The sequence below is a fragment of the uncultured Christiangramia sp. genome (genome assembly GCF_913046405.1).
Classification (GTDB): Bacteria; Bacteroidota; Bacteroidia; order Flavobacteriales; family Flavobacteriaceae; genus Christiangramia; species Christiangramia marina.
Genome location: NZ_CAJWRQ010000088.1, coordinates 1 through 11,900, shown reverse-complemented (window position 1 = coordinate 11,900; position 11,900 = coordinate 1). Strand labels below are relative to the sequence as shown.

The 11,900-nt window shown below is 38.9% G+C and carries 13 protein-coding genes and 2 tRNA genes; 4 read left to right on the top strand and 11 right to left on the bottom strand.

All coding sequences use genetic code 11. The features are described 5' to 3' along the window. Positions 1 to 113 precede the first annotated feature (113 nt). From QZ620_RS11195 to QZ620_RS11150, 10 genes are read right to left on the bottom strand one after another with little or no spacing between them, the layout of a single operon-like run. On the bottom strand, positions 114 to 983 hold the full coding sequence (locus tag QZ620_RS11195; protein WP_295181639.1) for a beta-ketoacyl synthase chain length factor: 870 nt from the start codon (positions 981 to 983) through the stop codon (positions 114 to 116). After that, positions 976 to 2,157, bottom strand: a complete 1,182-nt coding sequence (locus tag QZ620_RS11190; RefSeq protein WP_295181638.1) for a beta-ketoacyl-[acyl-carrier-protein] synthase family protein — start codon at positions 2,155 to 2,157, stop codon at positions 976 to 978. Before QZ620_RS11190 ends, QZ620_RS11195 begins: the two co-directional genes overlap by 8 nt. Positions 2,158 to 2,160: 3 nt before the next feature. Further along, positions 2,161 to 2,418, bottom strand: coding sequence for a phosphopantetheine-binding protein (locus QZ620_RS11185; RefSeq protein ID WP_295181636.1), 258 nt, complete (start codon positions 2,416 to 2,418; stop codon positions 2,161 to 2,163). Next, positions 2,411 to 3,013, bottom strand: coding sequence for a 3-oxoacyl-ACP synthase (locus tag QZ620_RS11180; protein WP_295181634.1), 603 nt, complete (start codon positions 3,011 to 3,013; stop codon positions 2,411 to 2,413). The genes QZ620_RS11185 and QZ620_RS11180 overlap by 8 nt, the downstream gene beginning before the upstream one ends. Beyond that, positions 3,006 to 4,151, bottom strand: coding sequence for a beta-ketoacyl synthase N-terminal-like domain-containing protein (locus QZ620_RS11175; RefSeq protein ID WP_295181632.1), 1,146 nt, complete (start codon positions 4,149 to 4,151; stop codon positions 3,006 to 3,008). Before QZ620_RS11175 ends, QZ620_RS11180 begins: the two co-directional genes overlap by 8 nt. A 1-nt stretch (position 4,152) precedes the next feature. Continuing rightward, positions 4,153 to 4,566, bottom strand: coding sequence for a thioesterase family protein (locus tag QZ620_RS11170; protein WP_295181630.1), 414 nt, complete (start codon positions 4,564 to 4,566; stop codon positions 4,153 to 4,155). Further along, positions 4,566 to 5,015, bottom strand: a complete 450-nt coding sequence (locus QZ620_RS11165; RefSeq protein ID WP_295181628.1) for a hypothetical protein — start codon at positions 5,013 to 5,015, stop codon at positions 4,566 to 4,568. Before QZ620_RS11165 ends, QZ620_RS11170 begins: the two co-directional genes overlap by 1 nt. 2 nt (positions 5,016 to 5,017) lie before the next feature. Beyond that, entirely contained in the window at positions 5,018 to 5,896 is an 879-nt protein-coding gene (locus QZ620_RS11160) for a lipid A biosynthesis acyltransferase (protein ID WP_295181626.1), read from the bottom strand. A gap of 2 nt (positions 5,897 to 5,898) precedes the next feature. Beyond that, positions 5,899 to 6,639 carry a 3-oxoacyl-ACP reductase FabG gene (fabG, locus tag QZ620_RS11155; protein ID WP_295181624.1) on the bottom strand — a complete coding sequence of 247 codons (741 nt, stop codon included), beginning with the start codon at positions 6,637 to 6,639 and terminating at the stop codon, positions 5,899 to 5,901. After that, a complete protein-coding gene (locus tag QZ620_RS11150; RefSeq protein WP_295181641.1) occupies positions 6,632 to 8,167 on the bottom strand; it encodes a histidine ammonia-lyase in 1,536 nt (511 codons plus the stop codon). The genes fabG and QZ620_RS11150 overlap by 8 nt, the downstream gene beginning before the upstream one ends. Positions 8,168 to 8,525: 358 nt before the next feature. Here QZ620_RS11150 and QZ620_RS11145 point away from each other — a divergent pair, with 358 nt between their 5' ends. The 4 genes from QZ620_RS11145 (at position 8,526) to QZ620_RS11130 (ending at position 10,925) form a co-directional block, all read left to right on the top strand. Then, positions 8,526 to 9,761 (top strand): NAD(P)/FAD-dependent oxidoreductase, encoded by a 1,236-nt coding sequence (locus QZ620_RS11145; RefSeq protein ID WP_295181622.1) that lies wholly within the window; start codon positions 8,526 to 8,528, stop codon positions 9,759 to 9,761. A gap of 159 nt (positions 9,762 to 9,920) precedes the next feature. Further along, positions 9,921 to 10,005: transfer RNA gene (locus QZ620_RS11140), tRNA-Ser, on the top strand. Positions 10,006 to 10,132: 127 nt separating this feature from the next. Continuing rightward, a tRNA-Pro gene (locus tag QZ620_RS11135) sits at positions 10,133 to 10,207 on the top strand. 280 nt (positions 10,208 to 10,487) lie between these two features. Beyond that, the gene (locus tag QZ620_RS11130; protein ID WP_295181620.1) at positions 10,488 to 10,925 is read left to right on the top strand and encodes a DUF1801 domain-containing protein; all 438 of its coding nucleotides are present in this window, start codon (positions 10,488 to 10,490) and stop codon (positions 10,923 to 10,925) included. A gap of 208 nt (positions 10,926 to 11,133) precedes the next feature. On the opposite strand, the gene QZ620_RS11125 is transcribed toward QZ620_RS11130, so the two are convergent. Further along, on the bottom strand, positions 11,134 to 11,900 hold a 767-nt coding region (locus QZ620_RS11125), incomplete at its 5' end, for a DUF1206 domain-containing protein (protein WP_295181618.1).

The window sequence follows — 11,900 nt, the reverse complement described above, 5'->3', positions numbered from 1 at the left end:
TTTCTCAAGATTAGGATTTTTCATTGACTTTTAGTAGTTTTCCCATAACTTACACATGATAAACATTGTTTTAAGTACCGGTTTTATTTGGGTTAGACCAATTCAGACCCTGATCAATTACCTCGGAAGTGACCCAGCATGCTCCAAATCTCGGAATTTAGTGTAATTTCCTTTATAAATTCAGGTTTTCCTTTATACTTACTCAAAACTTCATTACCCCAATTTTCATAGAATTTGGTATCAAACTTGAGGCCTGTGATTTCTTCAATTTCATCAGACTGGACCTCATTAAAAATTTTAACCGCGCTACAAACTGCCAGTGAACCTGAACTTTTATCCCTGGAAATACTGAAGAATGCAGAGCTTTCAGAAATAATGGTTCCCGAAGTATTGGAATTTAGTAGATCTGTATTCGTAATTTTCTCTTCTTTAATCTGACCGTCAAGCTTTTGAAAACCTGTAAATTTCTCTGAAGTTTCATCTACGGCACCAACGATCAAATTCTGAATTTCAGGATCGAGCTCAAACTGCATTTGCGCATCCAGAAGACAGCTTTCAAAGCTTACTGAATTTTGAGTGTAGGTCATATTATAACCCGTGCATTTCAGAAAAAGCGCGATTTGTCCGCTTACCGTATTGTGGGTAGATTGAATAAAAGAAGTCGGTGTCAACAACTGCTCCTCACTTTTCTCTATTTGTTGCATAAACTTTTCGGTATCCTGCATACAACCCTGACCTGTGCCAACGAGGATCGCATCGGGACTTTCAATTCCAGACCTGGAAAGAGCTTGTACTGCACTGAAGATTCCCATTTTAACTGCTTTAGACATTCTTCGCAGCATCATGGGTTTGATCAATTCCTTATAATTACGCGCACTTGCTCTTAAGATATTTCCCTGCAGTTCCAGCACTTCTTTGGAAGTTAGGAAATCTTCAGGCTGCGCTGTAATGGTGGAAACACTGTTAATGTAAAAGCTACGCATATTTACTGAAGATTAACGAGGTGCAGTTGCCACCGAACCCGAAAGAATTCGACATTACGTGATCGAGTTTACGATATTCCTTTTGAGTAACCGGCATCAAACCATTTTCCATCACATCCTGAAAATTGAGGTTGGCAAAAACCTGCTGATTCTGTAACGATAATATAGAATAAATAGCCTCTACTGCGCCGGCCGCTCCTAAAGTGTGTCCGGTAAATGCTTTAGTAGAGCTGAAGTCAGGAACTTCATTCTGTGCGAAAACACGCTTCAAAGCATTGGTTTCGGCGAGATCATTATTAAGTGTTCCGGTACCGTGAGCATTAATATAATCGATCTGGGAGGAATTTAATTCTGCCGATCTTAACGCAGCGGTCATTGCTTTGTACGCGCCTTCCCCGTTTTCTGAAGAGGCAGTTTGGTGAAATGCATCGTTTGCATTACCCGCACCAGAGACTTTCGCAAGTACAGGTTGTTCAAGACTGGTACCTTCAGCTTCCAGAACCAAATACGCCGCTGCTTCTCCGAGATTGAGTCCATTTCTGTTGATATCGAATGGTCTGGCTGGTTTTTCTGATAAAATTCGAAGAGAATTAAAGCCATTGATAGTGAATTTTGTGAGACAATCACTTCCTCCCACGATCACTTTATTGAATCTACCCGACTGAATCAACCTTGCCCCGTTCAGGATAGCGTTTGCAGAGGATGAACAGGCAGTACTGATCGTTGTAACATGTTCTTTAATCCCAAAATAATCTGCGATCTTTTGTGTGGTATAACCTGGATGTTGCGCTTGTATATAGGCTCTTAAAGCAACATTTTCGTCAAATTGTTCGAAATATTCCTCTGTTTTATCGATTCCTCCCACACTGGTTCCAGATACAAAAGCTGTATTTTCTGGGTCAGGTACCAGATCTGTATTTTTAAATATTTCAGTAATTGCTTTGATTCCGAGTAAGGAAGCACGGGTGATCCCAGAGTTTGCAGAAAGTTTTAATTCTTCCAGTAATTCAGCATTGGAAAGTTTGATCTCGCCAACAGGAAATTGATGTTTTGTTGTTAGAATATCGGGTTTGGATAATCCGTGAACATCATTTTGCAAAGCATGAAGATTAGCCGTTACGCTCGAACCAATGGCAGAAACTATGCCCATCCCGGTTACGACTACAGTTTTCATAAATTACTTCGTACGATGTTTCTCGATAAAACCTGCCATGGTATTTACTGAAGCAAATATCTCCTTTCCCTGGTTAGGATCGGTCAGCTTAATTCCGTAATCTTTTTCAAGCAACACAATTAATTCCAGTGCGTCAATGCTATCAAGTCCCAGTCCATCTCCAAACAGGGCGTCTTCATTTTCAATGTCTGAAGGTTCCATGTCCTCCAGATTAAGTTGTTCTATTATGCTTTCCTTTAGCTCGGTATGTAGGTCACTCATTTGTAGTAGCGTAGATTTTCGGCAACTGTCCCCGTTGAGATTGCAGATCTTCAAGATCGGCGACATGCCACAAAAATACATCATATTCATTATTGTGCAAGTTTAGCCAGCCACAAAGCACATTTTCGCAAGCTAAATTCTTAAGTTGTATTTCAGCATAATCCAGCATTAGTTCCGGATCGAATTTTTCGGTGATAAAAAATGCATTTTCAGACTGAATTGAATGTCTGATACTTATTTCTCCCAGCACAATATTCGGCAAAGTATATACAAAGACAGAAGGTGAAGCGAAATTCTGCATACTTTCCTGAAAACGAAGATCTGTGTCCTGGCTTGAACTGGAATTTGAGAATATTAAACCGGTATTTTTCTCCAATTGGATCTTTTCTGAAAGTAATTCTGCAGCAATGAAGCCTGCTTTGCTAAGTCCATCCATTTTGAAGAACTTGGAATAATTAATTCCGAAGAACTTATACGCCTGACTCATGAATTTAATGGACTCTAATTTATCTTCTGTTTTAAACAATAATCCTTCAGAAGATGTGATCCTATTGTCCTTTATCTTGATAAACTTAATTGATTGATCTTCAGACATGAGCTTTCGTTTTTCTGAAAAGCATGGCAATATTACAGCCTCCAAAACCTGATGCTGTTTTTAGCGCAATGTTAAGTTTTTTCTGAGTAGCTTCCGTAGTAATATTTAAGGATGCAGAAACACCTGAGCTTTCGAAATTCTTCGAAATGATCAATTCGTTATTAAGTAAGCTATGTTTAAGCATAATGGATTCGATCAAGGCTGAAGCGCCTAACGCATGCCCGAAATATCCTTTTAAGCTATGCATTGGAATATCGTTGAGATTGGATCTATTGAATGCTATAGCTTCCATTTCATCATTATAGATGGTCGCCGTTCCATGAGCTGAAATTGCGTCAATTTCTTCGGAAGTAATACCAGTAAAATGTTCTAATCTGGAAATTGCCTGGTACAAACCTTCACCATCCCTGCTAGGGCCGGAAATATGATTTGCATCATTGGTAGTAACAGCATGAATGAATTCCACATTTTGTTCCTGTGATGTTTGCCCATCAATAAATACTGCGGCAGCTGCTTCACCTAGACTAATTCCATTTCGTTCGGCATCAAAAGGTTTGCATGCCTTCGCACTCATAGCCTGGAATGATTGAAAACCCGAAAGAACAAAATCTGACACCAGATCTCCTGCTGCTACTATGGCACTATCAAACTTTCCATATTTAATAAAATCTGCGGCTGTTTTGATAGCCAGACCTCCGGAAATACATGCATTTGATACCACGATGGGCTTATTTTTAAATCCGAAAAAGTCTGCAACCACCTGTGCCATTTTCCAGAGTTCGACCCGCTCTTTAGCAAATTTATTAGAGTTCAAAAGATCGATGTTTCCCTTGGTAGTGGCAATAACCAGCCCTGTACTCAAAGAGTCTACCCTTTCCTCTTTATCGACTACATCCTTTATAGCAAGAATCAGCATCTTTTCCAGCTTCGTGTAATCCTCACAATTACCTATCAGGGAAAAACTGCGATCAATGATTTCTTCATCCAGCATCCCTGCATAATAACCAGCTGGATACTTTGACGTAGGCTTCTGAAGTTTTAAAGCTGAATTTTGCAATCTCAATTCCCGTAGATTGGCCATAGTGCCAAAACCCAACGGAGATATTATGCTATCAGATTTTAAGTAAACTTGCTGCATTTTACAAGTTCATTTTTGATTTCCAGGCTTGATAGAACTCAGGGTTTATAAGCGAAAGTTCATTATTTTGATCTAAAAAAACCTGTACGGTTCTCCCCGTACAGATCAATTCTTCATTCTTAAAGATCTTATAGGTAAAGATCATTTTTGCTGAAGCAGCATTTTCAAAACTGGTTTCAACCGTAAACTTATCCCCATAAGACAGTGGTTTTTTATGCTCACAACTTGAGGATACTATCGGTGTTGCGTACCCATTTCTTTCAGCATCGAGATAAGATATACCATGAGTATGGCAGAAATCCTCCCGACCTTCCTCAAAATATTTAAGATAGTTCCCATGCCAGACGATTCTTAAAGGATCGCATTCATGAAACTTTACTTTCAGCTTTGTGGTATGAGTTAATGCTGTGGACATTAATCGACAGTCACCGTTTTCATCTCAGACATGGCGATCACCTCTCCCCTGTCATTTTCGGTTCGGGCAGAGACCGAGGTCACGTTCATGATCTCATGCAAAATTTCCACATAGGTGGTAATACTCTCTCCAACCAAAGGCTGTCCAAGAATTTCAACAGTTTTGATCACACCTATAAAACCTGTTTTTGGCTTCGTATTGCCGCTAAGAGAACCCTGATATCCACGATGCAAGGACATACTTTGAGCCATATGTTCAATAAGACCACTCTCAGATAATTTACCATAATCGAGCATGAGACTATCTTCCGGGACCGTAAATCCAGTTACACCAGTAAGATCTGTATATTCAAATAAAGTGTCCACGAATACAAAAGGTATCTTTTGAGGAATGAGATTAGAAATTTCCTCTGCTGAACGGATTGGATGATGTAATAAGTTTTCTGCCATAGCTAACTGAAATCGTTCCAGTAATCATAATAATTATACCATTGGTGAGGATATGTTCTCACCATTCTTTCCAGATCGTCAAGATAAGATTTTAAAATTTCTTTTGTCGTGTAGCTGTTAGCTTTACAAGGACGTGCAAAAAAATGATAGTGAAAATTCTTTTCTCGCATTAGATGCACGAACAAAACTGGAATTTTATTCCTGGCGGCAAGTTTAAAAGGACCTTCAGGAAATTTAACCCTTTCCCCCAGAAAATTAGCTTCCATAGTGCTCGACTGCTCCATAAACCTGTCTGCCGCAAAAACCAGTAATTCATTATGATCCAAAGCTTTTTTCATCGCAAATACATGACTTAGATCATCCTTCATCACGATCACTTTCACTTCTGTATCTCCAGTGACAGATTGCAGGTATTGCTTGATTTGTTTGTGTTCAAAGTCGGTTACTACAAGGTTTACAACTGCATCTGCATGTCGTTCCGCAAAGAAATGCTTGGCAAGATTAAAATTGCCTATGTGTGCTGTAAGCAGGATTCCGCCTTTCTGCTGCTTCAGCAATGCTTCTATATATTCAACGCCATCGAATTCAAAAGTAAACTTGTTTCTTAATCCATTGGTGATCGCAATCCTGTCGAGTTGTATTCTTCCGAAGGTAAAATAACTACGATATACATTAAATGCTGAGCTCAATGGAGAATACCCAAGTCTTTTTCTGAAGAGATAATAGGTGCTGCGGGTCGAAGAAGAAGAGAAAATGATAAAATAAGCGGCAACGAAAAGGAGTACAAAATAAGCAGCGATCAGTCCGAAGCTTTTAATGATCTTTACATAGATCCTGAAGCCAAGTAAAGTTCCCCGGGATTTCCCTTTCCAAGTTGCCATGATTAAGAGTAGAGTCCGCCATTAATATTGATCACCTCACCGGTGATATACGAAGATCTATCAGATGCCAGAAAACTTACCAGATTTGCCACCTCTTCCGGATCTCCAAATCGATTCAAAGGAATTAGTTCTTTATATTTTTCAGCATCAAAATCTGCGGTCATTTCAGTATTAATAAATCCGGGAGCAACGGCATTCACCGTTACTTTCCTTTTTCCAATTTCCTGTGCAAGTGCTTTGGTAGCTGCAATAACAGCTCCTTTTGCTGCTGAATAATTTACTTGTCCAGCGTTTCCCTTTAAACCTGAGAGCGAAACCATATTAATGATCCTTCCGCTTCTAGCTCTCAACATATCCTTTACAACGCTCTGGGTCACATGATAAAATCCCTGCAAACTAGTATCTAAAACCGAATTCCAGCTATTCTCAGACATAAAAATAAAAAGTCCGTCGTCGCTAATACCGGCATTGTTTACCAGAACGTCAATAGTTGAATCCTTATTTTCAGATTTCCACGTACTAATCTTCTCTGAAACTTCAGAAGCATTGGCAACATCAAATTTAAGAAGTTCACAGATAACATTCAATGATTCAACTTCCCGTTTGACCGCTTGAGCCGACTCCTCATTAGACCTGTAATTCAATAGAATATTGAGTTTATGATCATTAGCCAGTGCTAGACAAATCGCTTTTCCAATTCCGCGTGAACCGCCGGTTACCAAAGCAAATCTTTTTTTAGTCATAAGCCTGATGAGTTTTGAGATATCCCTTTAAATTTTGAATGTCTTTATACAGGACCCTGTCTTCTTTTATCTGCGGAAAAATCTTTTTAAGATCCTCAATTTTCAAGGTAGTCGATGAAGATAAACGATCATCATATTGAAGTATATAAAGCGCCTGAAGGATCGTTGCCATTTCAGTAGCTAAAACTTCGTAACAGTTGTCGATCACCTTACGGGTCAACATTGCTGAATTTGCTCCCATACTCACTATATCCTGATTGTCATTGTTATTGGGTATGCTATGAACGTACATGGAATTGGAAAGCATTTGATTTTCAGCAGTAGTCGAAACCGCTGGAAACTGTGCGCCCTGCATTCCGAAATTCAGACCTAATTTAGACGCATTGACAAAAGCAGGTAAAAAGTCATTGAGTTTTGGATTCAGTAAATAGTTAATCTGCCTTTCCGCAAGCATGGATGTTTTGGTCATAACCAGCCTAAGTTTATCCATTTCCAGAGAAATATAATCACCATGGAAATTACCTCCATGGTAAACCTGCTCAGTCTTTACGTCGATAATAGGATTATCATTGGCAGAATTCACCTCTTCCAGTAAAATTTTGGTCGTTTGTGAAAGAGTATCCATCACAGGACCAAGAACTTGTGGAACGCATCTTAAACTATAATATTCCTGAACTTTTTCTTTGAACAACTCCGTTTTTGCATGATCTGTATTATAAAATTCTTCCTTTCTGGATCTGGTGAGACCGGAGTCTTTCAAGTGATTTCGCATAAGTTTAGCGATTTGCTGCTGACCCTTATGACGTTTTGCCTGATTTAATTCTTCGGAAAGGTGATCATCATAAGCTTTTACAATTTCATTGATCACAGAAGAACAAAAAACCGACCAGTCCAGCAATTGCTTTGCGTAAACAATATTAACAAGGCCAAGCCCGGTCATCGCAGAAGTTCCATTCATGATTGCCAGCCCTTCTCTAATGGTGATCTTCGCTGGACGAATATTCTTTTGTCTGAAGACTTCTTCAGTATCTCTGCGTTTTCCTTGGTAGAAAACTTCACCTTCCCCAATAAGGACCAAAGCTAGATGAGCTAATTGCACCAGATCACCTGAAGCTCCTACTCCACCGTGTTCAAAGATCAAAGGTGTGATTTCTAAATTGATCAATTGAATTAAAACTTCAGCAACAGAAATATCGATTCCAGATTTACCTAAACTAAGAGTATTCAGCCTGGCTAACATTAGCGCCCGCACGTCTACTTCTGAAAGTATAGCACCTGCACCTGTAGCATGACTTCTTATAAGATTTAGCTGAAGGTTGACAGAATCTTCTTCTGCAACCCGGTACTGTGCCATAGGTCCAAAACCTGTATTTACTCCGTAGATGATTTTATTTCGCGAAAATTTCTCAAGAAATTGATGACTTTGGATAATCCTGTCTCTGGCTTCAACACCTAATTCTACCCTTGTTCTCTGAAAAACAACTTGTTGAAATTCTGAAAGTGTAAGTTCCTTCTCCAGGTTAATCATAAGTAGCTGCTTGATTTCAGGATTGTATAAAGATTTCGCTCTGGACAAATGTAATATTTTTAGCGGGAAAGCGGGATATAGCATGAACCGAGTAATAAATTATAAGTATTGATAATTTCATAAATGTCAACTTAACCTCTCCAAAATTTTATCAAAGTATTGCTGAAGTTATTAAACAGTTAGCATTGGAAAGTCGGCTATTAAAATCAATTTCAATAAGATACATTCGTCCAATAGATCTGCCACTGGCATGATCGATTGCTTATATCTCACGAAAGCTCTGCCTTAACTGGCAGAGCTTTTTATTGAGGTGAATTCAACTGAAGCATATTTTCCATTAGCTTTGTATCCTTAGATTATGGTTAAAAAAGAATATGACGTTGTAATTATTGGTGCGGGACCGGCTGGTATGGTTGCAGCAGGTTACCTGGAGAAAACCGGTGTATCTGTATTGGTGCTGGAAAAGCAGTTTTTCCCAAGGTTTGCCATTGGGGAAAGTTTGATTCCCCGCTGTATGGATAATTTCGCTGAAGCCGGATTACTCGAAGACCTGCAGAAACAAAATTACCAGAAAAAGACGGGCGCACGTTTCGTTAAGAATGGGAAAGTCGTTGAATTCGATTTCAGTAAAAAGTTTGGGGAAGGCTGGAACTGGACCTGGCAGGTACCCAGAGCAGACTTTGATCATAAACTTGCAGAAAGCATTCAGAAAAGGGGCGTGAACATTGATTTTGGAGCTGAAGTGGTTTCTGCGGAATGGGAAAGCAAGCTTTGGAATATTGAATCTAAAGACCCAGATGCCGTTCTAAGTCGTATCACTTCCAGATTTATAATTGATGCCAGTGGAAATGGCCGGGTCTTAGCCGGAATGCTTAAACTGGAAGCTCCCGCCAAGATTTATGATCATTCCTCCATTTTCACTCACATTAAGGAAGAACACCGACTTCAAGGTAAAGAAGGAACACAAATTACTTTTGAGATCATTAAACGTGGTGCCTGGTTCTGGTATATTCCTTTTTCCAACGGGACTACTAGCTTGGGGTTTGTGGGAGAAAACGACTGGTTCCATACATTTTCAGGCTCTAAGGATGAGATATTTAAGCAAATGCTGGATCAGTGCGACTTTTACAAAGATCGATTTTCAAAGCAGGAATATTTGTTTGAGCCTGTAAAACTATCTGGTATATCCAAGAATGTTCAGCTTTTACATGGTGAAGGTTTTGCGATGGCTGGAAACTCCGCTGAATTTCTCGACCCGGTTTTTTCTTCCGGGGTTGCATTTGCGACAGAAAGCGGATTACTAAGTGCTAAACTAGTTGCAAGGCAATTGTCTGGAGAAGTTATAGATTGGGATAAAGAATATACTGAGCATATACAAAAGGCCATTAATGTATTCGCCACCTACGTAAAAGAATGGTATACAGGAAGATTACAGGATATTTTTTTCACTGAGGATGCCAGTGAAAATATTAAAATGCAAATTTGTTCTGTACTTGCAGGATATGTCTGGGATAATAAAAACCCTTTTGTTCGAAATCATGATAAGGCTATTAGAAACTTGCACGACTTTTTATATCCAGAAAAGTTTCAATAAATTTTTTTCACACCTATTTAATTGAAGTCAAGTAGTTTAAGGAAAGTTGCTCGATTTTACCTTAAATTTTCTTCCAAAAAGATAAAAAAGGTTTGGTTGGTACGTAAGTAAAACTTAGATTTGCAACCGCAAAATTACTTGCGAAGTTCTTAAATAAACGGAGAGTTGCCAGAGTGGTTAATGGAGCAGTTTGCTAAACTGTCGACGAGCAATTGTCGCATGAGTTCGAATCTCATACTCTCCGCTAGATTTTTAGTCTGTGGTTCTTTTATTCTCTTTTCGACCGGAAAATTGGAATAAATTTCCTCCGCTTCCCGGATATCTTACAAGATAGTTTGGAACGGAAAAGACTAAAAACACAATTCACTTTTCGGGGTGTAGCGTAGCCCGGTTATCGCGCCTGCTTTGGGAGCAGGAGGCCGCAGGTTCGAATCCTGCCACCCCGACTAAAGCCTGTTAATCTTTTGATTGGCAGGCTTTTTTTATTATTGGTTTCTTCTGTGCTTATTCTAGCCTCGTTTTATTCAGGATCTGATAGATCATTATACCTTACAAGCATTTTATAACAATTGCTCTTTTGTAATAATCCAATATTCCTTCAGAACAAGATGATCTAATCTTAGCAATTGAAAATTTCAGTAAAGACTTGTTAACTAATTTATTTTCAGCAGCTCTGATTAATAAAATAGTTAATTTAGAAGCTTATATTACCTAAGCTATTCTGAAGTGAAAGCGAAATTAACAGAGATCCATACTTCTCCCGAATTCGAAGCTGCTTTTAAGGCTTATCCTCAATTGCCCAAAAAGAGACTCCGGTACTTATGTGAACTAATCATTCAAACTGCTCAGGAAACTCGAGGTGTTGATAAGCTCGAGCTTAGTTTGAAATGGGGCGAACCCGCATTCAAAAGTAATATTGGAAGTACGCTAAGAATAGACTGGAAATCAAAGAGTCCAGAACAATACGCACTCTACTTTCAGTGTTCTAGCAGGCTGATTGAAACTTTTCGATTGGTTTACGAACCAAAATTAAAATTTGAAGGAAACAGAGCTATCACTTTCAAATTGGATCAGGAAATACCTATATATGAACTAAAAGAATGCATCAAAGCCTGTTTGAGATATCACGAGATCAAACACATGGAATTTTTAGGAATTACATAGATGTTGAACCTTAAGCTCATACATATCCTTCAGCCAAGTAAGTATTTCTAGATCTCATTATAACTATACCCTACAAGCTTCATATACCATCCTGGAAAAACACACAATAAGTAAATCATTGTTTTAGGTTTACACAAGCTTCAGAAATATCTATACATAAAAAAAAGCCCGCTAAATTAGCAGGCTTCTATTATATCTAATATTGCTTCTATCTAAGACTGGCTACAGTAATAGAAGGATATTTCGCTTTTATTAGCATATAAACTCCATATCCAACAAGTCCTATTGCTACGATACCTAGTGCGATAGATCCAAATTCTGCCTGAATATAACTAAATGCATCGGTTTGAGTTTTAACATTACTACCGCTGGAAAGTCCGGACTTCAACGTTAAATAAGCCATAAGCCCCAATACTAATCCTCTGGCAGTATGTCCAAATTTACCGGCATTAATAAGCAACTTCTGTTCTTTTTGATCCATTCCTGCTTCTTCCACTTCTTCCCGAAATTTTCCAGAATACGCACGATACAAGTCATAAATGGCCTTTATTGCCATACCTATACCGATAATGATCGCGATTGTATCACCTTTTGAACCAGACATGATTCCACCCATCATTCCTCCAGAACCACCTGAACTACTACCGAAAGCTAATTTGAAAGAATAATAAGCCAAACCACCGTAGATGAGTCCGCTAATGAAATACCCTATCCGCTTTCCATAACCCTTTAGATTATCTTCAAATTCTCCTGGGTTATAAAATACCTGATACATTCTCCAGAATACATATCCAAGAAGTCCAATTCCCATAATTACAAGTAAAACCTGTCCATATGACTGTTGTGCTAAATATTGCAATGCACCTTTACTCCCCGATTTTTGCCCGCCCTGGCCAAATGCGGCCATTGCTGTTAATACTCCAATTAGGCAATAAACTGCACCTTTCGCAGCCATACCAAATCGCGCAAAATTCT

What these genes read in the sequence shown, in the direction of transcription:
- QZ620_RS11195 (WP_295181639.1), bottom strand. Translation starts at nt 983, where the DNA reads ATGCGTAGCTTTTACATTAACAGTGTTTCCACCATTACAGCGCAGCCT.
- QZ620_RS11190 (WP_295181638.1), bottom strand. Translation starts at nt 2,157, where the DNA reads ATGAAAACTGTAGTCGTAACCGGGATGGGCATAGTTTCTGCCATTGGT.
- QZ620_RS11185 (WP_295181636.1), bottom strand. Translation starts at nt 2,418, where the DNA reads ATGAGTGACCTACATACCGAGCTAAAGGAAAGCATAATAGAACAACTT.
- QZ620_RS11180 (WP_295181634.1), bottom strand. Translation starts at nt 3,013, where the DNA reads ATGTCTGAAGATCAATCAATTAAGTTTATCAAGATAAAGGACAATAGG.
- QZ620_RS11175 (WP_295181632.1), bottom strand. Translation starts at nt 4,151, where the DNA reads ATGCAGCAAGTTTACTTAAAATCTGATAGCATAATATCTCCGTTGGGT.
- QZ620_RS11170 (WP_295181630.1), bottom strand. Translation starts at nt 4,566, where the DNA reads ATGTCCACAGCATTAACTCATACCACAAAGCTGAAAGTAAAGTTTCAT.
- QZ620_RS11165 (WP_295181628.1), bottom strand. Translation starts at nt 5,015, where the DNA reads ATGGCAGAAAACTTATTACATCATCCAATCCGTTCAGCAGAGGAAATT.
- QZ620_RS11160 (WP_295181626.1), bottom strand. Translation starts at nt 5,896, where the DNA reads ATGGCAACTTGGAAAGGGAAATCCCGGGGAACTTTACTTGGCTTCAGG.
- fabG (WP_295181624.1), bottom strand. Translation starts at nt 6,639, where the DNA reads ATGACTAAAAAAAGATTTGCTTTGGTAACCGGCGGTTCACGCGGAATT.
- QZ620_RS11150 (WP_295181641.1), bottom strand. Translation starts at nt 8,167, where the DNA reads ATGATTAACCTGGAGAAGGAACTTACACTTTCAGAATTTCAACAAGTT.
- QZ620_RS11145 (WP_295181622.1), top strand. Translation starts at nt 8,526, where the DNA reads ATGGTTAAAAAAGAATATGACGTTGTAATTATTGGTGCGGGACCGGCT.